The sequence below is a fragment of the Geothrix fermentans DSM 14018 genome (assembly GCF_000428885.1).
GTDB lineage: Bacteria > Acidobacteriota > Holophagae > Holophagales > Holophagaceae > Geothrix > Geothrix fermentans.
The window spans coordinates 13,079-32,814 of record NZ_AUAU01000007.1 but is presented as its reverse complement, the minus strand read 5'-3'; the positions used below and the strand labels follow the sequence as shown (position 1 = coordinate 32,814).

The 19,736-nt window shown below is 70.3% G+C and carries 18 protein-coding genes; 15 read left to right on the top strand and 3 right to left on the bottom strand.

Going from position 1 to position 19,736, the window contains the following annotated elements; all coding sequences use genetic code 11:
• Nucleotides 1–38 precede the first annotated feature (38 nt).
• The 6 genes from rpiB to G398_RS19110 all read left to right on the top strand — a co-directional run bounded on the left by rpiB (nucleotide 39) and on the right by G398_RS19110 (nucleotide 8,097).
• Entirely contained in the window at nucleotides 39–470 is a 432-nt protein-coding gene (gene rpiB, locus G398_RS0102005) for a ribose 5-phosphate isomerase B (RefSeq protein ID WP_026852353.1), read from the top strand.
• Nucleotides 470–1,186 (top strand): ribonuclease PH, encoded by a 717-nt coding sequence (rph, locus tag G398_RS0102000; protein ID WP_026852352.1) that lies wholly within the window; start codon nucleotides 470–472, stop codon nucleotides 1,184–1,186. Before rpiB ends, rph begins: the two co-directional genes overlap by 1 nt.
• Nucleotides 1,183–3,948 (top strand): patatin-like phospholipase family protein, encoded by a 2,766-nt coding sequence (locus tag G398_RS21135; RefSeq protein ID WP_026852351.1) that lies wholly within the window; start codon nucleotides 1,183–1,185, stop codon nucleotides 3,946–3,948. The genes rph and G398_RS21135 overlap by 4 nt, the downstream gene beginning before the upstream one ends.
• 111 nt (nucleotides 3,949–4,059) lie before the next feature.
• The gene (gene gcvPA / locus G398_RS0101990) at nucleotides 4,060–5,412 is read left to right on the top strand and encodes an aminomethyl-transferring glycine dehydrogenase subunit GcvPA (RefSeq protein WP_026852350.1); all 1,353 of its coding nucleotides are present in this window, start codon (nucleotides 4,060–4,062) and stop codon (nucleotides 5,410–5,412) included.
• Nucleotides 5,413–5,616: 204 nt separating this feature from the next.
• On the top strand, nucleotides 5,617–7,146 hold the full coding sequence (gene gcvPB, locus G398_RS0101985) for an aminomethyl-transferring glycine dehydrogenase subunit GcvPB (RefSeq protein WP_052571156.1): 1,530 nt from the start codon (nucleotides 5,617–5,619) through the stop codon (nucleotides 7,144–7,146).
• Between the two features lie 156 nt (nucleotides 7,147–7,302).
• The gene (locus G398_RS19110; RefSeq protein ID WP_026852348.1) at nucleotides 7,303–8,097 is read left to right on the top strand and encodes a nuclear transport factor 2 family protein; all 795 of its coding nucleotides are present in this window, start codon (nucleotides 7,303–7,305) and stop codon (nucleotides 8,095–8,097) included.
• On the opposite strand, the gene G398_RS0101975 is transcribed toward G398_RS19110, so the two are convergent.
• Genes G398_RS0101975 through modA form a run of 3 tightly spaced genes read right to left on the bottom strand, consistent with a single transcriptional unit; the run spans nucleotide 8,098 to nucleotide 10,666 of the window.
• Nucleotides 8,098–9,219 (bottom strand): ATP-binding cassette domain-containing protein, encoded by a 1,122-nt coding sequence (locus tag G398_RS0101975; protein WP_211229026.1) that lies wholly within the window; start codon nucleotides 9,217–9,219, stop codon nucleotides 8,098–8,100.
• Nucleotides 9,204–9,878 carry a molybdate ABC transporter permease subunit gene (gene modB / locus G398_RS0101970; RefSeq protein WP_026852346.1) on the bottom strand — a complete coding sequence of 225 codons (675 nt, stop codon included), beginning with the start codon at nucleotides 9,876–9,878 and terminating at the stop codon, nucleotides 9,204–9,206. The genes G398_RS0101975 and modB overlap by 16 nt, the downstream gene beginning before the upstream one ends.
• Nucleotides 9,878–10,666, bottom strand: a complete 789-nt coding sequence (gene modA, locus G398_RS0101965) for a molybdate ABC transporter substrate-binding protein (RefSeq protein WP_026852345.1) — start codon at nucleotides 10,664–10,666, stop codon at nucleotides 9,878–9,880. The genes modB and modA overlap by 1 nt, the downstream gene beginning before the upstream one ends.
• A gap of 188 nt (nucleotides 10,667–10,854) precedes the next feature.
• Here modA and G398_RS19105 point away from each other — a divergent pair, with 188 nt between their 5' ends.
• The 9 genes from G398_RS19105 (at nucleotide 10,855) to folK (ending at nucleotide 19,734) form a co-directional block, all read left to right on the top strand.
• Nucleotides 10,855–13,050 (top strand): ATP-binding protein, encoded by a 2,196-nt coding sequence (locus G398_RS19105; RefSeq protein WP_052571154.1) that lies wholly within the window; start codon nucleotides 10,855–10,857, stop codon nucleotides 13,048–13,050.
• Nucleotides 13,051–13,064: 14 nt separating this feature from the next.
• Complete coding sequence (locus G398_RS0101955) at nucleotides 13,065–14,198, top strand: hybrid sensor histidine kinase/response regulator (protein ID WP_026852344.1); 1,134 nt, start codon at nucleotides 13,065–13,067, stop codon at nucleotides 14,196–14,198.
• 47 nt (nucleotides 14,199–14,245) lie between these two features.
• Nucleotides 14,246–16,030 carry a M2 family metallopeptidase gene (locus tag G398_RS15495; protein WP_157492244.1) on the top strand — a complete coding sequence of 595 codons (1,785 nt, stop codon included), beginning with the start codon at nucleotides 14,246–14,248 and terminating at the stop codon, nucleotides 16,028–16,030.
• Between the two features lie 2 nt (nucleotides 16,031–16,032).
• Nucleotides 16,033–16,860 carry an Hsp33 family molecular chaperone HslO gene (locus G398_RS0101945; RefSeq protein WP_026852343.1) on the top strand — a complete coding sequence of 276 codons (828 nt, stop codon included), beginning with the start codon at nucleotides 16,033–16,035 and terminating at the stop codon, nucleotides 16,858–16,860.
• Complete coding sequence (locus G398_RS0101940; protein WP_026852342.1) at nucleotides 16,857–17,576, top strand: lysophospholipid acyltransferase family protein; 720 nt, start codon at nucleotides 16,857–16,859, stop codon at nucleotides 17,574–17,576. Before G398_RS0101945 ends, G398_RS0101940 begins: the two co-directional genes overlap by 4 nt.
• Nucleotides 17,569–18,267, top strand: a complete 699-nt coding sequence (gene queC, locus G398_RS0101935) for a 7-cyano-7-deazaguanine synthase QueC (protein WP_026852341.1) — start codon at nucleotides 17,569–17,571, stop codon at nucleotides 18,265–18,267. The genes G398_RS0101940 and queC overlap by 8 nt, the downstream gene beginning before the upstream one ends.
• A 25-nt stretch (nucleotides 18,268–18,292) precedes the next feature.
• Nucleotides 18,293–18,697: a GxxExxY protein gene (locus G398_RS0101930; RefSeq protein WP_026852340.1), complete on the top strand. Its 405-nt coding sequence runs from the start codon at nucleotides 18,293–18,295 to the stop codon at nucleotides 18,695–18,697.
• Between the two features lie 59 nt (nucleotides 18,698–18,756).
• On the top strand, nucleotides 18,757–19,170 hold the full coding sequence (gene queF, locus G398_RS0101925) for a preQ(1) synthase (RefSeq protein ID WP_052571150.1): 414 nt from the start codon (nucleotides 18,757–18,759) through the stop codon (nucleotides 19,168–19,170).
• 93 nt (nucleotides 19,171–19,263) lie between these two features.
• Nucleotides 19,264–19,734, top strand: a complete 471-nt coding sequence (gene folK / locus G398_RS15490) for a 2-amino-4-hydroxy-6-hydroxymethyldihydropteridine diphosphokinase (RefSeq protein WP_052571149.1) — start codon at nucleotides 19,264–19,266, stop codon at nucleotides 19,732–19,734.
• Nucleotides 19,735–19,736: the final 2 nt, after the last annotated feature.

Here is a 19,736-nt window from a genome sequence, read left to right as displayed (position 1 = left end):
GGCTGGAAGCGGTAGGCTGAGGGCCAGGGAGCAGGGCGATGAGACTCGGGTTTGCAAGCGATCATGCGGGATTCGACCTGAAGGAGCGGCTCAAGGCCTGGGCGGCGGGGCAGGGGCATGAGGTGGTGGATTTCGGCACGGATGGAACGGCCTCGGTGGACTACCCGGATTTCGCGCATCGGGCGGCGGAGGGCCGGGACCGGTGGGAGCGCCTGGTGCTGGTCTGCGGATCCGGCATCGGCATCAGCATCGCGGCCAACCGCCATGCTGGCATCCGCTGCGCGCTGGTGACCTCCCCTGAGCACGCGGCGCTGGCACGGCAGCACAATGACGCGAACGCCATCGCTTTCGGCCAGCGGCTGACGGATCCGCTCAAGGCGGAATACTACCTGAAATTGTTCCTGGAAACACCTTTCGAAGGGGGGCGCCACCAGCGGCGCGTGGACAAGATCGAAGGGAAGGGGTGCTGATGCGCCGCGGCGACGAGCTCCGAAGCCTGGAATTTGAAACCGGCGTCCAGCTCCACGCGGCCGGATCCTGCCTCGTGAAGATGGGGCGCACCCATGTGCTCTGCTCGGCCAGCCTCGAGGAGAAGGTGCCGGGCTGGATGAAGGGGCGCGGCACGGGCTGGCTAACGGCGGAGTACGGCATGCTGCCCGCGGCCACGAACACGCGGTCAGACCGCGAGGCGGCCCGGGGGAAGCAGCAGGGCCGCACGGTGGAGATCCAGCGGCTCATCGGCCGCAGCCTGCGCCAGGCCGTGGACCTGGCCGCCCTGGGCGAGCGCACCCTCACCGTGGACTGCGACGTGCTGAACGCCGACGGCGGCACCCGCTGCGCCTCGATCACGGGCGCCTGGGTGGCCGTGGCCCTGGCCCTCCGATCGAAGGAGCTCGAGGCCGCCCTGGTGCGCCAGGTGGCCGCCGTGAGCGCGGGCATCGTGGAGTCCGGCGAGGGCCGCCGGGGCCTGGCGCTGGATCTCGAGTACGAGGAGGACCACCGGGCCGCCGTGGACTGCAACCTGGTGGCTGCGCGGCCCAGGCTGGGAGGCGAGCTGATGCTGGTGGAGCTGCAGGGCACCGGCGAAGGCCGCCCCTTCAGCCGGGCCGAGGCGGACGGGCTGGTGGACCTGGGGCTGGCTGGCTGCCTGGCCCTCATGGAGGCGCAGGGGAAGGCCCTCGCATGAGACCGGGCCTGCGGCTCCGGGCGCGGGGCCTGGGGGTCCTCGGACTGCCCGTCCTGCTGGGGGCCCAGGGGATTCCTCCGGCGCCGCCCGGGGGGCCCGTCGCGCCCCAGCGCATCGAGGTCAAGGTCCAGGAACCGGACATGGTGTTCCGCTTCGTGCCGCGGGTGGAGATTCCGGGCATGCCCCGGGTGGGCCTGGCCCTCAGCGGGGGCGGGGCCCGGGGCCTGGCCCACATCGGGGTGATCCAGCGCTTCGAGGAGGTGGGCTTCCCCCTGGACAGCATCACGGGCACCAGCGCGGGGGCCATGGTGGGCGCCCTCCATGCCAGCGGCTTCTCGGGGCGCGAGATCGAGGACCTCTTCCGCCGCCTGGACCTGACCCGGGCCTTCCTGGAGCCCCTGCTGCGCAATCCCGGCGAGACCCTGGGCGAGCAGGAGGACCGCGAGTCCACCTTCATGTCCATCGAGCGGAAGAACGGGCAGACCAGCCTGGCCCAGGGCCTGCGCAGCGGCCTGGAGGTCCAGCGCACCCTCCAGGGCCTGCTGGCCCGGGGCGCCTACTTCTCCGAAGGCGACTTCGACCGGCTGCGGCGCCCCCTCCGGATCCTGGCCACGAACCTGGAGACGGGGCAGGGCCGCGTGTTCGGCGCCGGCGACCTGGTGGAGGCCGTGCGGGCCTCCATGGCCGTTCCCGGCGGCTTCCGGCCCGTGGTGATCGACGGCCAGCAGTACGTGGACGGCGCCCTGGTGGAAAACCTCCCCGTCAGCACGGCGAAGGAGGCCTTCCATCCCGATGTGGTCATCGCCGTGGACATCAGCACGCCCCTGGAGCGCCGCCCGGCCACGAACATCTTCTCCGTGGCCTCCCGCAGCCTCGACCTGGTGATCGAGCGGCGCCAATGGGAGAGCCGCGCGGCGGCCGACTTCCTCATCCGTCCCGAGATCCGCGACGCTCCCTTCCTGGAGTACGGGAGCATGGGCCCCAAGCTGGTGCTCCAGGGCCGCGAAGCCTTCGATGCGCGCCTGGAGGCGCTGGGCACCCTCCTGCGGGCGAAGTCCGGGGGACAGGAGATCCTCCCCGCGGACCGGGTGATCTTCGAAAGCCCCTATCCCGTCGACGACACGCTCGGGGGGCTGTTCTCCTCCTCCCTGAGGCCTGAGCCCGGCGGCGGCTTCCGCCTCCAGGGCGTCCACATCCTGCTCCAGCAGATCCTCGTCCACGGGTTCGCCAAGGAGGCCTGGGCCACGGTGGAGGCGGACCGGACGCTGGTGGTCCACCTTCGGCCCTACCCCGTGGTAAGCGAGCTGGAAGTGGATGCGCCGCCCGCCTGGCAGACCCTCCTCCGGCAGTCCCTCACCCAGGAGATCCGGCTCGGGGCGCCTTTCAATCCCGAGGTCTTCGGCAGCCAGATGTCGCACATGGTCTACCGCCTGCTCATGGAGGGCAGCCCCCTGGTGGATGCCCGCGGATCGGGCTTCGACCCGGAGTCCGGCCGCCTGAAGGTGGTCCTCCGGGAGCCCCTGATCTCGCAGGTGGAGGTCTGGTCCGTGCCCGGCCCGCCCGTGGACGAAGCCCACCTCCGGCGCCTCCTCGGCCAGCTGGAGGGGCGCCCCTTCCGCCCCGCGGAGCTCCAGCAGCGCATCGCCCTGGCGGAGCACCGCCTCCACCTCTCGGAGCTGCACTATCTCATCCGGCCCGATGGCCGGGGCGGGACCATCCTCACCCTCATCCCCGTGCCCCAGCAGCAGGACCGGCTGGACCTCTCCCTGGGCTACGAAAGCAGCCTGGGCGGGCAGCTGGGCCTGGCGTACCACGCCCTGAATCTGGGCTTCAAGGGCTCGGAGCTGGAGCTGAGCGCGGCCCGGAACCGGCTGCAGCAGCAGGCCACCATGGCGCTGCGGGCCCCCTTCAGCTTCTCGCCCGGCGCCGGCATGGAGCTCAGCGGGAACTACTGGCAGCAGCGGCTGGAGCACCCGATCACCTGGACCACCCCGCAGCTGCCCCTCCCGGGGCTGGAGGCCCGCATCAGCGCCTCGGACCTGGTGCTGCGGACCTACTTCCGGTTCAGCAACCTGGGCACGGGCCGCCTGAGCCTCGACCTGGACCGCCGGAACGTGGCCTTCCTGGTGGACGGGCTCCGCACCACCCAGACCCAGGACGCGGCCTTCCTGTCCGCCGAATGGGACAACCTGGACCGGCACACGCTCCCCCGGGAGGGCCTCCTCCTGAGGGCGCGGGGCGGGACCGGGCAGGTGAGGGACGGCGCCCTGCCGGGGGGGGATTTCCAGCAGGCCTACTTCCGGGCCCGGGGCCTGCACGCCTTCAGCGAGTCCCTGGGGGCCGACCTGGACCTGGAGTGGGGCCAGGGGCGCCGCCTGCCGCCGGACCGCTGGTGGGTGCTGGGCGGGCCCTCCTTCGTCCTGGGCTCCCGGGCCGCGGACTACCAGACCCCCAACTTCGGGGTCGTGCGGTTCGGCCTGCCCGTCCGCTTCTACAGCGGCCTGGGACTCACCCTGGAGGTGGTGCCCCGCTTCGACCTGGCCTGGATGTCCCGGGAGGCGGACGCCCTGTTCCACTCCCAGACCGGTGTCCGCGCCCAGGGGGCGGGCCTCCTCCTGCGCACCACCCTCCTGTCCAAGTTCTACCTGGAGCTCTCCTACGGGTTCCTCAAGCTCCGGATGCCGGAGGGCACCCGCCCCGCCTCCGGGACCTTCGATGTCGTCGTCGGCACCCAGCCCTTCGATCTCTGGAAGCGGAGATAGGGGAGGAGTGGTCTGCGGGAAGCGGTCTGTGATCGCCTGCACAGGAGGGGGCCCCGCCTCGGCCTGATACCCTGAAGAACTGGGATTTCATCCGTTCTTCCTGAGGCCGTCATGCGCTACCTGCCCTCTTCCCCTGCCGAAGATCGAGCCCTTCTGGACACCATCGGCGTCGCCCGCGCCGAGGACCTCCTCTCGGGCATCCCGGAGCCGCTGCGCTTGAAGCGGGGCCTGGACCTGCCGACCCAGGGCTCCGAGCAGGAAGTGGCCTGGCAGATGATGGACCTGGCGAACCGGAACACCCGCTTCTGCGCCCAGTTCCTCGGCGCCGGGGCCTACGACCACTTCGTGCCCTCGGCCATCGATGCCATGGTGGGCCGCCAGGAGTGGTTCACGGCCTACACGCCCTACCAGCCCGAGATCAGCCAGGGCACCCTGCAGCACCTCTTCGAGTACCAGACCCTCATCTGCGACCTGACGGGCCTGGACGTGACCAACGCCAGCCTCTATGACGGAGGCACCGCCTGCGTCGAAACCGCCCTCATGGCCGTGCGCGTCCAGAAGAAGCGCCACACTGTGCTGGTGAGCCAGGGCCTGCATCCCCTCTACCGCCAGGTGCTCAGGACCAACTTCGCCCCCCACGACGGCCTGAAGCTGGTGGAAGTGGGCCTGAAGGATGGCGTGACGGATCTGGCCGACCTTCAGGCCAAGCTCAACGGCGATGTCGCGGCCGTGATGGTGGGCTATCCCAACTTCCTGGGCGCGGTGGAGGACCTCACGGCCCTGGCGGGCCCCGTGCATGCCGCCGGCGCCCTGCTGGTGAGCGTCACGCAGGAGGCCCTGGCCTTCGGGTGGCTGGAGGCCCCCGGCAAGGCCGGCGCCGACATGGCCTGCGGCGAGGCCATGAGCTTCGGCAACAAGCCCACCTTCGGCGGCCCCTTCCTGGGCTTCCTGGCCGTGAAGGACGCCCACAAGCGGGAGATCCCCGGCCGCGTGGTGGGCCAGACCAAGGACCTGGACGGCCGCACGGGCTACGTGCTGACCCTCACGGCCCGCGAGCAGCACATCCGCCGCGACAAGGCCACCAGCAACATCTGCTCGAACCAGGGCCTCGTCACCCTGCGGGCCAACCTCTTCCTGCAGCTGGCGGGCCCCGAGGGCCTGAAGGGCCTGGCGGAGCAGAACGCCGCCAAGGCCCAGCACCTGCGCCAGCGCCTGCTGGACCTGCCGGACATGGAGCCCGTCTTCGACCAGCCCTTCTTCAACGAGTTCGTGCTGCGCTACAAGGGCGACATGGCCGCGCTCCAGGAGGCCTGCCTCGCGGAGAGCCTGCTGCCGGGCCTGGACCTGGGCCGCTTCTATCCCGAGTACCAGGGCTGCATCCTCTGGTGCGCCACGGAACTCCACACCCGCCGGATGATCGAGAGCCTCGTCGAGATCCTGGCCCGCGTCCCCGCCACCGTCTAGAGCACCCATCACGGAAAACGACTTCACCACGGAGGCACGGAGTGCACGGAGTCGACACGGAGAGGAACACGGAGAACGCAGTCGATGCGCGAGATCTCCTCCGTGCCATCTCCGTGGTTTTCCTCCGTGGCCTCTGTGTCTCCGTGGTGGATCTGTTTGGCCAGTCCATGATCGTTGATCCATCGAATTTTCTCAGGTGATCCCATGTTCCTCCGTCAGCGCGAACCCCTCTCCTTCGAGCGCTCTGTCCCCGGCAAGCGGGGCATGGACCTGCCGAAACTCGACGTGCCCGCGGCCAAGGACACCCGTCCCGCCCACCTCAAGCGCAGCGGCTTCGACGCCCTGCCCGAGCTGAGCGAGGTGGAGGTCATCCGTCACTTCACCCGCCTCTCCAAGTGGAACTACGGCGTGGACGACGGCATCTACCCGCTGGGCAGCTGCACCATGAAGCACAACCCGCGGCTGAACGAGAAGGTCGCCGGGCTGCCGGGCTTCACCGACAGCCACCCCATGGCCCCCGATGCCCTCGTGCAGGGCAACCTGGAGCTGGTCTTCACCCTCCAGGAGTGGCTGAAGGAGATCACGGGCCTGCCCGGCGTCACGCTTCAGCCCAGCGCCGGCGCCGCCGGCGAGCTCACGGGCGTGATGCTCATCCGTGCCTACCACGTGGCCCAGGGCGCCAAGCGCCGCGTCATCCTCATCCCCGACAGCGGCCACGGCACCAACCCCGCCACCGCCGCCATGGCGGGCTACGACGTGGTGGAGCTGCCCTCGCGACCGGATGGCACCATCAGCTTCGAGGACGTGACCGACCCCGTGAACGGCAAGGTCCGCAAGGGCCTGAAGACCCTCGTGGCGGAACTCGGCACCGAGATCGCCGGCGCCATGATCACGAACCCCAACACCGTGGGCGTCTTCGAGTACCGCTTCAAGGAGATCAGCGACCTGCTCCACAGCGTGGGCGCCCTGGTCTACATGGACGGCGCCAACATGAACGCCCTGGTGGGCGTGGCGCGGCCCGGCGACTTCGGTGTGGACGTGATGCACCTGAACCTCCACAAGACCTTCTCCACGCCCCACGGCGGCGGCGGCCCCGGCGCCGGGCCCGTCTGCTGCGCCGAGAAGCTGCTGCCCTTCCTGCCCGTCCCCGTGGTCGTCCGCGACACCGTGAAGGTGGGCGAGGGCGAGGTGCCCAAGCACAGCTACCGCTGGGACTGGAACCGGCCCCAGAGCATCGGCAAGGTGCACACCTTCTTCGGCAACTTCGGCATCCTGGTGCGCGCCCTCGCCTATTGCCTGAGCCACGGCAGCGACGGCCTGCGCGAGGCCACCCTGCGCGCCATCGTGAACGCCAACTACATCCGCGCCCGGCTGAAGGACGCCTACGCCCTGCACATCGACTCGCCCAGCCTGCACGAGGTGGTCTTCAGCGACACCCTGCAGGCCAAGCATGACGTCCACACCCTGGACATCGCCAAGCGCCTCATCGACCACGGCTACCACCCGCCCACGATCTACTTCCCCCTGATCGTGCCCGGCGCGCTGATGATCGAGCCCACGGAGAGCGAAGGCAAGGACGAGCTGGACGCCTTCTGCGACACCATGCTGGCCATCGCGAAGGAAGTGGAGACGGACCCGGAGGCCCTGCACCAGGCGCCGACCCTGGCCCCCCTGCGCCGCATGGACGAGACCACCGCCGCCCGCAAGCCCGTGTTGCGCTGGACCAAGGCCTGATCCTTCCCCATGCGAAAAACGCGGGCCATCCGGCCCGCGTTTTTCGTAGGCCTCCGACTGCGGCGGAGAACGAATCAGTGGTGCGGGATCAGGTGGAGGCGACATCGGGGAGCCCGGCCGCCTTGCCAGCGTCGTCCGGCGGCCCATCCTGCCTTCATGCCCCCCCTTCCTCCGCCCCCTCCGATCCAGGCCTCCCCGACCCGCCCAGCCGCGGAGGACGTCGCCCAGGCGGAGCGGGCCTTCGCGGCCGACGCCGCCCGCCTGGGCACGCCTGCCGCCTTCCTGGCCCACCTCGCCGGGGATGGCCTGGTGTTCATGCCCGAGCCCGAGGCGGGCCGCCGGATCTACGGGACCCGGAAGGACGACGGCAGCCTCCTGAGCTGGGGGCCCGCCTACGTGGAGCTGGCGGCCAGCGGAGACTTCGCCGTGAGCACGGGGCCCTGGTCCTGGCGCGCGGCTGGGGCCGAGGCCCCGACCGCCTTCGGCCACTTCCTCAGCCTATGGGTGCGCCGGGGTGGGCGCTGGCAGGTGCGGCTGGACATGGGCGTGCCGCACCCGGCCCACGAGGAGGCGCCCTTGGCGCTGGTCACCCATGTGGCCACGGCGCCGCCCGGAGAGGGGCCCGGAGCGGCCTGGGCCGCCTTCGACAAAGCCGCTGAGGGGGACTTGGCCCTGGCGCTCCGCGCGGCGGCGGATCCGGATCTGCGGCTCTACCGGAAGGGCCAGGCGGTGCGACCCGGCAACCTGGCGGTCCTGGCCCCAGGCGAGGCGGGCGGGGTGCGGTGGGAGTCCCTGGGCGCCGAGGTGGCGTCCAGCCGGGACCTGGCCTTCCGCTGGGGCCGACGGCATCGTCGGGACACCGGATTCACGGTCCTGCAGGTCTGGCGCCGGGGGGGCACAGGCTGGCATCTGGCCATGGACGTGGCCCTGCCGCTGGCCCAGCGGCCCTGATCAATCGTGCGGGATCAGGTGGATGGCGGCGGCCTTGAGGACCGCGCAGACCGGGTCGCCCTCCGCCAGGGAGAGGTCCGCGCAGGCCTGGCGGGTCACCAGGCTCTCCAGGGGGAAGCCCGCGTCCAGGGAGACCCGCACGAGGGAGCCTTCCGGGTGCAGGGCCGTGATGCGGGCGGGCAGGCGGTTGCGGACCGTGGACCCGGAGCCGGAACCGGCGCCGCCCCGGCGCTCCACGGCCACGTCTTCGCCGCGGATGCAGACGAAGACGTTCCAGCCGAGGCTGCCGGGATCGGCGGCCAGGATCTGCGCGGAGCCCACGGTGATCGTGGCCATGCCCTCGACGATGGATTCGATGCGGCCCCGCACCACGGTCTCCACGCCCAGGATCCGCGCCACGGTGGGATCCGTGGGCCGGTCGAAGACCTGCTGGATGTCGCCGCTCTGGCAGACGCGGCCCTGGTCCAGCACCACCAGCCGGTCCCCGAGGTGGAGCGCTTCCGCGCGGTCGTGGGTCACCAGGACCGTGGGAAGGTCCAGGCGGCGGAGCAGACCGCGCAGCTCCTGGCGGAGGCGCAGCTGGGAGGGCCGGTCCAGGGCGGACAGGGGCTCGTCCAGCAGCAGCAGCCGGGGCCGCCGCGCCAGGGCCCGGCCCAGGGCCACGCGCTGCTGCTGCCCGCCGGACAGCTCCCCCGGGTGCCGGTGCCCCAGGGCCTCCAGGTCGAGCAGCCCGAGCAGCTCGTCCACCCGGGCCGCCCGCCCGGCGGCGTCCAGGCCCCTCAGGCCGTAGGCCAGGTTGGCCGCCACGCTGAGGTGGGGGAAGAGGTGGTAGGCCTGGGGCAGGAAGCCCAGGTTCCGGGCCTGGGGCGGGAGGTGGATGCGGCGGCCGGCATCGGACCAGCAGGTCCCGCCGACCTGGATGGTTCCGCGGTCCACCCGCTCCAGGCCCGCGAGCAGGCGCAGGACCGTGGTCTTGCCCGAGCCCGATGGGCCAAAGAGCACAGTCACCGAGAAGCCCGGGGCCGGGATCTCGAAGCGGGCCTCGACGGTGGCCCCGCCGGGGAAGCGGCGTTCGGCCTCCGCTTGGAGGAAGGTGGCGCCGGGGCTCAGAGGATCGTCCACGGCTTCCTCTGGCGGCGCCGCAGGGCGTAGGTGAAGGCCAGCACCAGGAAGGACACGCCCAGCAGGAGGGCGGCCGTGCGGGCGGCCGGGGCGTAGTCCATGGCCTGCACCTGGTCGTAGATGGCGATGCTCACGGTGCGGGTGCGGCCCGGCAGGTTGCCGCCCACCATGAGCACCACGCCGAACTCGCCCAGGGTGTGGGCGAAGGTGAGCACCAGGCCCGTGAGGATGCCGGCCCAGGAGAGCGGCGCGATCACGCGGAGGAAGGTGCGGGCCCGGGACTCGCCCAGGCACCAGGAGGCCTCGATGAGCCCCTTGTCCACGGAGGCGAAGGCCGCCGCCAGGGGCTGGATCATGAAGGGCAGACTGTAGAGCACGGACGCGATGAGCAGGCCCTCGAAGGAGAAGGGCAGGGTGCGCCCGAAGAGGCCCTCCCAGGCCCGGCCCAGGGGGCTGCGGGGGCCCATGGCCATGAGCAGGTAGAAACCCAGCACCGTGGGCGGCAGCACCAGGGGCATGGCCACCACCGCCTCCACCAGGAACTTCCACCGCTGCCGTGAGAAGGCCAGCCAGTAGGCCAGGGGCAGGCCCAGGACCAGCAGGGCCGCGGTGGTCAGGGAGGCGAGCTCGAGGCTCAGGCGGAGGGCCTGCCAGTCCATCAGCGGGAACCCGTGTCGAATCCGTACTTCAGGAGGATGGCCTTCCCCTCCTGGGACCTCATGAAGTCGCGGAAGGCCAGGGCGGCAGCCCGGTTCCTCGCGTGGTTCAGGATCACCCCGCCCTGGTCCAGGGGAGGATGCGCGTCCTGGGGGATCTCCCGCATCCGGCCTCCGGCCATGGCCGGGGCCTTGGCCAGGGAGAGGGCGATGAGGCCGATGTCGGCGGCGCCGCTCTGCACGAACTGGGCGGTCTGGCCGATGTTCTCCCCGAAGACCAGGCGCGGTCGCACGGCCTCCAGCAGGCCCAGCCTGGCCAGGGCGGCCTCGGCCGCGCGGCCGTAGGGCGCGTGGCGGGGGTTGGCGATGGCCACCTTCTTCGCCGCGGGATGGAGCAGGGCCTTCATGCCGAGCTGCTCCAGGGGGATGGGGGAGCCCGCGGGGACCCACAGCACCAGGTGGCCCCGGCTGTAGAGGAAGGTGGTGCTGCCGTCCGCCAGCCCGGCCGCCACCAGCCTCTTCGGGTAGTCGAGGTCGGCGGAAAGGAAGAGGTCGAAGGGGGCCCTGTTCAGGAGCTGGGTGTAGAAGGTCCCGGAGGCGCCATGGGTGACGGACACCTCCACGGCCGGGTGCGTCCTGAGGAAGGCGGTCTTCAGCTCAGCCAGGGCGAACTGCAGGTCCGCCGCCGCGGCGATGGCCAGGGGGGCGGGCGCCTCGGCGCGCGCGGGCAGGGCGCAGCCCAGGAGGCAGAGGGCCGCGAGCGCGGATCGGAGGTGGCGGAAGGTGGGCATGGCAGGGTTCCCCGGGGACCTCTTGGACAGGGGGCGTACGCTGATTTTAGGCCAGGGGAACGCGAATCATTGCGGCAGATGACCCGACCCGGCATCATTCCACGGAAGCACCGCCAGTCCGCTGGCCAGATCCCGCGAATGCCTGGTTGACTCCGGCGGTTCGCCTGCCGGCTCCGAAGGGATGTCGCATGCCCGCCTTCCTCAGCCGCTTCCGCATTGCCGCCAAGCTCTGGCTGGGCTACAGCCTCGTGGCGGCCATCCTCGCGGGACTGGCCCTGATCCAGCTCCGCTTCCTCCACCAGGAGGAGGCGCAGACCCTGCGGATCGTCGAGAACCGGCTGGTGCCCGTGCGCCAGCTCAAGATCGTGTCCGACGCCTATGGCCTCCGCATCCTCTTCTCGGCCCGCCAGGTGCGGGGCGGCACCCTGGCGCCGGCGGAGGGGCTGGTGCGGGTGCGCTCCGCGCGGCGGGAGGCGGGGCGCCAGTGGGCCGAGTTCAAGGCCTCGGCCCCGGCCCAGTCGGATCCGGAGGTGCTGGCCCGCGGGGATGCCCTCATGGTCTACGTGGCCCGGGACCTGGACCGCCTGGAGCAGCTCCTGGCGGAGGTCCGGCTGCCGGAGCTGGGCCGCTTCGTGGACGACGACCTGCTGCCGCAGATCCAGCCCCTCACGGACCTCCTCGCGGGCCTGGTGCAGACCCAGGAGGACGCGGCCCAGCGGACCCTCGAGGAGATGGGGGCCCGGTCCCGGCGGACGCGGCTGCTCTCCTACGGCATGATCCTCGCCGGCCTGGCCGCGGCCCTGGCCCTGGGCTACCTGATCGCTCGGGACCTCTCCGGCAGCATCCGGCGGATGGTGGCCCAGGTGCGGCGCGCCGCCGAGGGCGACCTGGAGGCCCGGGTGGCCATCAAGGGCCGGGACGAGCTCGCGGACATGGCCCGGGAGCTGAACCGCATGATCGCCCGCCTCCGGGACACCATCGAGGCCCTGGACCGGCAGAAGGCGGACCTGCGGGCCAGCGAGGCCCGGGCCCAGACCGCGAACCGGGCGAAGAGCGCCTTCCTGTCCAACATGAGCCACGAGCTGCGCACGCCCCTCAACGCCATCCTCGGCTACGCCCAGCTCATGGCCCGCCGGGGGGGGCGCAGCGCCGAGGACCAGGACCAGCTCGCCCGCATCCTGGAGGCGGGGGAGCACCTGCTGACGCTGATCAACGACGTGCTCTCCCTCAGCAAGATCGAGTCGGGCGGCCTCGAGCTGCGCACCGGCTCCTTCGCCACGGCGGCCCTCCTGGAGGGGGTGCTGGACATGCAGCGGATCCGGGCCGAGGCCAAGGGCCTGGAGCTGCGGCTGGAGGTGGATCCGGCCCTGCCGGCCCACCTGGAGGGGGATGCCGCCAAGCTCCGCCAGGTGCTCGTGAACCTGCTGGGCAACGCGGTGAAGTTCACCCAGCGGGGCTCCGTGACCCTCCGCGTGGACTACGCCCAGGGGCGGGCCGGGTTCGCCGTGGAGGACACGGGGCCGGGCATCTCCGAGGAGGACCAGCGCCAGCTCTTCCAGGCCTTCTTCCAGGCCGGAGGGCCCGCCCAGGCGGCGGAGGGGACGGGCCTCGGCCTCCACATCAGCCGCTCCCTGGTGCACCTCATGGGCGGCGAGCTCGCCCTTCACAGCCAGCTGGGCGAAGGCAGCCGCTTCAGCTTCAGCCTGCCCCTGCCCGAGGGGGAGCCGCCCCTGGAGCTGGAGGACCGCGGGCAGGTGGTGGGCCTGGAGCCCGGCCAGCGCCCCGTGAAGATGCTCGTGGTGGACGACCGCCCGGAGAACCGCGACCTCCTGGCCCAGCTGCTGCATGCTGTGGGCTTCCAGGTGCAGTCCGCCGGGGATGGCGTGGAGGCCCTGGAGCTCTGGGAGCGCCACCGCCCGGACCTGATCTGGATGGACCTGCGGATGCCCCGCATGAGCGGCTTCGAGGCCCTCCAGATCCTCCGCGGCCGGGAGCTGGAGCAGGATCTCCCCCACACCTTCGTCGTGGCCATCTCCGCCAGCGTCATCGACCTGGACCGCGAGGCCCTCCGCAAGTCCGGCTTCGACGACTTCCTGGGCAAGCCCTTCCGCGAGGCCCACCTCTTCGAGATCGCGGGCCGGCTGCTCGGGCTGCGCTTCCTCACGCGCGAGCCCGAGGCGGCGCCCGGATCCTGCGACCTGGGCGCGCTGAAACTCCAGCCGGAGGCCTGGCGGGCCGATCTGAAGGATGCGGTCCTGATCGGCGACACCGAGGCCGCGTTGGCCCTGGTGGACCAGCTGGGGGCCAATCCCATGGCCGACGGGCTCCGCCACCTGCTCCGGGCCTATAAACTCCAGGAACTGCTCGACACGCTGGACCGATGATTCCGGAGACCGACATGCTGGTACCCCAGGGCGACATCCTCATCGTGGACGACAACCCGGCGAACCTCGACCTGCTGAGCGCGGTGCTGCGGGAACGCCAGTACCGGGTGCGCGCCGTGCCCTCCGGCCCCATGGCCCTGGAGGCCGCGCGCCGCCACCCGCCCGAGCTGGTGATGCTCGACGTGAACATGCCCGGCATGGACGGCTACGAGACCTGCGAGGCCTTCAAGAAGGACGCCTCCCTGGCCCGCATCCCCATCATCTTCATCAGCGCCCTGGACGATCCCCTCGACAAGGTGAAGGCCTTCCGCGTGGGAGGCCGGGACTACGTGACCAAGCCCTTCAGCGCCGAGGAGGTGCTGGTGCGGGTGGAGCACCAGGTGAACCTGGGCCGGCTCCAGCGTGAGCTGGAGATCCAGAACCAGAACCTCCTGGACGCCAACCTCAAGCTCAAAGAGGTCAACACCCTCAAGACCAACTTCACGACCATGCTGGTCCATGACCTCCGTTCCCCCCTCACCGTGATCGGGCTCGTCCTGGAAAAGGTGCGGGGTAGAAGCTCCGCCAACGATGAGGCGCTGGACAAGGCCGAAACCTCCTGCGCGCGGATCAAGGCCCTGCTGGACGAAATGCTGGAGATCTACCGGAGCGACACCGGGCAGGTCCCCATCGAGTTCGGGGAGATCGAGCCGGTCTCGTGGCTGGCGGCCCTGATGGCCCCGTACCATCTGCGGGCGGCCTCCACCGGTGTGGAGTTCCAGCTGGCCGTTCCCGGGAACCTGCCCCGGATCCTCGGCGACCAGCAGAAGCTGGATCGCGTCCTGGTGAACCTCGTGGACAATGCCTTCAAGTTCACGCCCCGGGGCGGGGCCGTGCGGGTGGAGACGGGCGTTGAGTTCGGCTCCGGCGTGGAGGCGGGCCTGCGCTTCCTCCGCCTGTCCGTCATCGACACGGGCCGGGGCATCCCGGCCGGGGACCTCCCCTTCATCTTCGACCCCTTCCGCCAGTCCGAGCGCAGCGACGCCAGCCAAGGCGTGGGTCTGGGCCTGGCCATCGTCCAGCGCCTGGTGGCGGCCCATAACGGCCAGATCAGGGCCCAGAGCCAGCCGGGCTTCGGGTCGAACTTCAGCATCCTCCTCCCCTGCTGACGCCATCGGATCCCGAAGGCACAATAGAGGGTTCCCCGGAGCCCCCCTTGCGCCTCCTTCCAGCCCTGATCCCCGCTCTCCTTCTTGGTGCCCCCCTCATGGCCCAGGCCCCGTCCCCCGTCCAGGACCGCGCCGACCGCTTCCTCAAGTTGGTGAACGCCGGCTACCAGTCCCTCTACTACGTGAGCCAGCAGGCCACCTGGGCCGCCTCCACGGACGTGAAGCCCGAGCACGACGCCGGGGCCGAGTGGGCGGGCAAGGCCTTCGCCGCCTTCAACGGCAACCCCCTCGTGATCACCGAGGCCAAGGAGCTGCTGAAGCACCGCGCCCAGCTCGACGAGAAGACCGTGCGCCAGCTGGAGCGGGTGCTGCTCATGCCCTACGGCGCCGAGGGGCCGATGACGAAACCGGAGCTGGTGGCCGCCCGCATCGAAGCGGAGACGAAGCAGGTATCGATCATGAACGGCTACCAGTTCAAGGTGGGTGGCCGGCCCGTCAGCGCCAACGACATCGACAACACGCTCGCCTCCAGCCGCGACCTGGCCGAGCGCCGGATGTGGTGGGAGGCCAGCAAGGAGATCGGCATCCCCCTGAAGGACGGCCTGGTGCGCCTGCGTGACCTGCGCAACGGCGTGGCCCAGGAACTGGGCTACCCCGACTACTTCGCCCTCCAGGTGGCCCGCTACGGCCTGACCACCGACGAGATGATGGCCTTCAACCGGAAGTTCCTGGCGGAGCTGAGACCCCTCTACCTCCAGCTCCACACCTGGGTGAAGTACGAGATGGCGAAGAAGTACGGCCAGCCCGTGCCCAAGGCCATCCCCGCCCACTGGATCAACAACCGCTGGAGCCAGAACTGGACGGGCTTCGTCAGCGCCGTGGACTTCAACCCCTACTTCAAGGGCTGGCAGCCCGAGCGCATCGTGAAGACGGCCGAGGCCTTCTATACCGGGATCGGCTTCGAGCCGCTACCCGCCAGCTTCTGGGCCAAGTCCGACCTCTACCCCGTGAAGGCCGGCGACCCGCGCAAGAAGAACGCCCACGCCTCCTGCTGGCACCTGGATCTGGACCACGACGTCCGCTCCCTCATGAGCGTGGAGGCCAACGCCGAGTGGTTCGAGACGGTCCACCACGAGCTGGGCCACGGCTACTACTTCCTGAGCTACACTCGGCCCGACGTGCCGCCCCTCCTCCGCGACGGCGCCAACCCCAGCTTCCACGAGGGCGTGGGCGAGCTCATCGCCATGGCCACGCGGCAGATCCCGTACCTCAAGTCCGCGGGCGTGCTCCCGGCGGACTACAAGGCCGACCAGATGCAGGTGCTCCTGAACGATGCGCTGGAGGTGGCCATCCCCTTCATGTACTGGGCCTGCGGCACCATGCCCGAGTGGGAGGCCGAGTTCTACGGCGGCATGCCCGCCGACCAGCTGAACGCCCGCTGGTGGAAGCTCGTGCGCGACGAGCAGGGCGTGGAGCCGCCCAGCCCCCGCGGCGAGCAGTTCTGCGACGCCGCCACCAAGACCCACATCAACGACAACCCCGCCTACTACTACAGCTACGGCTGGGCCACGGTCTTCAAGTTCCAGATGCACGACCACATCGCGGGGAAGATCCTCCACCAGGACCCCCGGGCCTGCAACTACGCCGGGAACAAGGAGGTGGGCGCCTTCCTGAAGAAGATCCTGGCCAAGGGCGCCACCGAGGACTGGCGGAAGGTGCTGAAGGAGGCCACCGGCGAGGACCTCTCCACCCGCGCCATGATGGACTACTTCAAGCCCCTGATGGCCTGGCTGGAGCAGCAGAACAAGGGCCGCCAGATCGGGTGGGAGTGAGCATGACGGACGCCGTTCCCCAGGCTCGGGTGGTCAAGGCCCTCACGCGGGACCGCCACATCCGGCTGTCCTCCATGGATGCCAGCCCCCTGTGGGACGGCGTGCGGCGGGGCCACCCCCACCTGGAACCCACGGCCTGCGCCTGCCTCACGGAGCTGCTCACGTCCACGGCCCTCCTTCAGGGCCGGACCCTCTTCTCCGAGCGTCTGCAGCTGCTGGTGAAGGGCTCGGGAAGGGCCCGGGCCGTGGTCTCGGACAGCTGGCCCGACGGCACCATCCGCGGCGTGCTGGATCCCGGCTCGGCCGAGGCCGCGGACTGGATCGAGGGTCCTGGCGTCTTCCAGGTGATGCGCTCCAACGCCACGGGGCAGCCCTACGTGGGCCACCTGCCCCTGGTCGCGGGCGGCATCCAGGTGCAGGTGGAGCACTACCTCCAGCAGTCAGAGCAGATCCAGGCCAGCCTCACCCTCTGGTGCGACGCGGGGACCGGCGAGGCCGGGGGCCTGCTGGTGGAGCCCCTGCCGGACTGTCCGCCGGAGCGGCTCGCCCGGCTCGTCCAGGCCCTCGAAGGCCTGGAGGTGGTGCCCCTCTGGGAGCGCACGCCGGACTTCCTGGCCACCTGGGTGTCCCAGGGCGAAGGCGCCGACGAGCTGGCGGCCACAGACCTCTTCTACCGCTGCCGCTGCACCCGCGAGTCCCTCCTGGAGACTCTGCGCCGCTTCCCCACGGACCAGAAGGAGGACCTGTTCCGCGAACCCGGACCCGTGGAGGTCCGCTGCGACTACTGCGGCACCATGTACCCCATCACCCGCGAGGATCTGCTGCCATGAAGGTCCGCGTGGCCATCGCCGAGCGGGGGCGCCCCCTGGGCTCCCCGGCCTCCGTGTGGCTGACCTTCCGCGTGGTGCCCTTCCTGGTGGCCGGCCTCACCCGGCTCTGGTCCTACACCTTGCGGGTTCGCCGCGAGGGCTTCGAAGCTGTGGAGGACCTGGTTGCCCGGGACCAGCGCATCATCCTGGCCTTCTGGCATCGCCGCCTCTTCATGATGCCCCTCTCCTACCCCTTCCACCGGCGGAACGCCCGGGGCGAGGCCCGCGGGGTGGCCATCCTCTCCAGCGACAGCAAGGACGGCGAGCGCAGCGCGGCCACCTGGCGCTGGTTCGGCATCCACGCCGTGCGCGGCACCGCCAGCGAGGACGGCGCCAAAGCCCTGGTGCGCATGATCCAGGCCGTGAAGCAGGGCTGGGACTTCGGCATCACCCCCGACGGTCCCCGCGGCCCCCTCATGCAGCTCAAGCCCGGCACCCTGGCCCTCGCGCGCAAGACCGGCGCCTGGATCATCCCCGTGAGCCTCACCTACGACCGCAGCTTCCAACTGAAGACCTGGGACCGCATGGTGATCCCCTTCCCATTCGCGACATGCGTTGTCAAATATGGAGCTCCGTACCAGCTGCCGCCCGCCGCGGCAGATGGCGCTGAAGCCGTGCGGCTTCAGCGGAAGATGGACGAGCTGGAGGCGTGGGCCGAGGCGTTTCCCCATGGCTAAGCTCGCCGTCGTCTCCCTGTCCGGCGGCATGGACTCCTGTGTCGCCGCCGCCATCGCCAAAGCCGAGGGCTATGAATTGGCGCTGCTCCACGCAGACTACGGGCAGCGCACCCAGGAACGAGAGAAGCAGGCCTTCCGCGACATCGCCGACTTTTACGGTGTGCCTGCCGCGCGGCGCCTGGTCATCGGCTTCGACACCCTCAAGGCCATCGGCGGCTCCGCCCTGACGGACGCCTCCATCGCCCTGCCCGAGGGCGACCCCGAGCGGCAGGGCGTGCCCGTGAGTTACGTGCCCTTCCGCAACGCGCACCTGCTGGCCACCTGCGTGAGCTGGGCCGAGGTCCTGGGCGCCACGGCCATCTTCGTGGGCTTCGTGGAGGAGGACAGCAGCGGCTACCCCGACTGCCGCGAGGCCTTCCTGAAGAGCTTCGAACAGACCGCCAACCTCGGCACGAAGCCCGAGACGCGGCTGGCCTTCCACGCCCCCCTCCTCCACCTCCGCAAGTCCGGAATCGTGCGGAAGGGCCTGGAGCTGGACGCGCCCCTGCACCTGAGCTGGTCCTGCTACCAGGGCGAGCGAGAGGCCTGCGGCCACTGCGACTCCTGCCACCTGCGCCTCCGCGGCTTCATGGAAGCGGGATTTCCGGACCCCATCCCGTACGCGTTCATTCCCGATAACTTGAAAATTTAACCGCAGAGATCACAGAGGGCACAGAGTGGAACTGGATCCCGAGGGGCTCAACGAGTTGTCTCAGCGCGTCATTGCTGCTTGCATCGAAGTGCATCGGGTGCTGGGCCCCGGACTGCTTGAGTCTGCCTATGAGATGTGTCTGGCCAAGGAGCTGGCCTTGGCGGGCATCGCCTTCCAACGCCAGGTTCCGGTGCCCGTGTTTTATAAGCGTGAAGCCCTCAATGCGGGCTATCGGATCGACCTGCTTGTGGAAGGTCATCTGATTGTCGAGCTCAAAGCGGCTCGGAATCCCACCGGCCTGGTGAGGGCCCAGGTGCTGACCTACCTGAAACTGATGAGCCTCCCCTTGGGGCTTGGGGTGAACTTCAACCAGGTCCGATTGGTGGATGGAATCACGCGAGTGATCCACACTTGCCCGGAATCGGCCTGAACGTTCCCTCTGCGAGCTCTGTGTCCTCTGCGGTTAAAACAGTCTTGAAGGAATTTCCCATGGCCACCAAGAAGACCCCCAAGCCCTCGCTTCCCGAGCAGCTCCCTAGGTTCGTCGTGACGCGGCCCACGGGCAAGCTGGATACCTTCGCCAGCCCGCGCCCGGGGCGGCCCTTCACCATCACCTTCGAGACGGAGGAGTTCACCTGCCTCTGCCCGCTCACGGGCCAGCCGGACTTCGCCAAGCTGCGCATCCTCTACCAGCCCGACCAGCTCTGTGTGGAGTCGAAGTCCCTGAAGCTCTACCTCTGGAGCTTCCGCGACCGGGGCGCCTTCCACGAGGCCGTCACCAACCAGATCCTCGACGACCTGGTGAAGGCGCTGAACCCCCAGTGGATGCGTGTGGAAGGGGACTTCCTCATCCGCGGCGGCATCCGCACGCTGGTGGTGGCGGAACACGGGAAGAAGCATTAGCCACGGATACACACAGATGAACTCAGATAAAAACAACCAAGCCCATATCTGTGTTCATCCGTGTTCATCTGCGGCTACTTCTGGTTTTTTCCGATGAAGGCCGTCATCGCCCTCGGCTCGAACCTCGGCGACCGCAGGGCCTACCTCGATGCGGGGCTGGCGGCGCTGCGGACGCTGGGGACGGTGCTGCCCTCGCCCCTGGTGATGGAGACGCCGGACGAGTCGGGCCGCGGGCCCGCCTACCTCAACACGGTGGCGATCCTCGTGACGGCCGAGGCCGATCCGCGGCGGCTGCTGGAGGCCCTGCTGCGCCTGGAGCTGGCGAATGGCCGCGACCGCACCGCCGGGCGGAACGCGCCGCGCACCCTCGACCTGGACCTCATCACCACGGACGGCCCGCCGGGATCCTGGCACTGGGAGACGCCGGAGGACCTGCGCGCCCTGGGGCCGGAGCTCACCCTGGAGCTGCCCCACCCCCGCGCCTTCAGCCGTCCCTTCGTCCTCGAACCCTGGCGGGCCCTGTCCGATCCGGGCGCGTGCGGGGGCGTGATTCCAAGAAACTGATC

Coding starts and splice junctions, on each gene's coding strand:
- rpiB (WP_026852353.1), top strand. CDS start 39: ATGAGACTCGGGTTTGCAAGCGATCATGCGGGATTCGACCTGAAGGAG.
- rph (WP_026852352.1), top strand. CDS start 470: ATGCGCCGCGGCGACGAGCTCCGAAGCCTGGAATTTGAAACCGGCGTC.
- G398_RS21135 (WP_026852351.1), top strand. CDS start 1,183: ATGAGACCGGGCCTGCGGCTCCGGGCGCGGGGCCTGGGGGTCCTCGGA.
- gcvPA (WP_026852350.1), top strand. CDS start 4,060: ATGCGCTACCTGCCCTCTTCCCCTGCCGAAGATCGAGCCCTTCTGGAC.
- gcvPB (WP_052571156.1), top strand. CDS start 5,617: ATGTTCCTCCGTCAGCGCGAACCCCTCTCCTTCGAGCGCTCTGTCCCC.
- G398_RS19110 (WP_026852348.1), top strand. CDS start 7,303: ATGCCCCCCCTTCCTCCGCCCCCTCCGATCCAGGCCTCCCCGACCCGC.
- modB (WP_026852346.1), bottom strand. CDS start 9,878: ATGGACTGGCAGGCCCTCCGCCTGAGCCTCGAGCTCGCCTCCCTGACC.
- modA (WP_026852345.1), bottom strand. CDS start 10,666: ATGCCCACCTTCCGCCACCTCCGATCCGCGCTCGCGGCCCTCTGCCTC.
- G398_RS19105 (WP_052571154.1), top strand. CDS start 10,855: ATGCCCGCCTTCCTCAGCCGCTTCCGCATTGCCGCCAAGCTCTGGCTG.
- G398_RS0101955 (WP_026852344.1), top strand. CDS start 13,065: ATGCTGGTACCCCAGGGCGACATCCTCATCGTGGACGACAACCCGGCG.
- G398_RS0101945 (WP_026852343.1), top strand. CDS start 16,033: ATGACGGACGCCGTTCCCCAGGCTCGGGTGGTCAAGGCCCTCACGCGG.
- G398_RS0101940 (WP_026852342.1), top strand. CDS start 16,857: ATGAAGGTCCGCGTGGCCATCGCCGAGCGGGGGCGCCCCCTGGGCTCC.
- queC (WP_026852341.1), top strand. CDS start 17,569: ATGGCTAAGCTCGCCGTCGTCTCCCTGTCCGGCGGCATGGACTCCTGT.
- queF (WP_052571150.1), top strand. CDS start 18,757: ATGGCCACCAAGAAGACCCCCAAGCCCTCGCTTCCCGAGCAGCTCCCT.
- folK (WP_052571149.1), top strand. CDS start 19,264: ATGAAGGCCGTCATCGCCCTCGGCTCGAACCTCGGCGACCGCAGGGCC.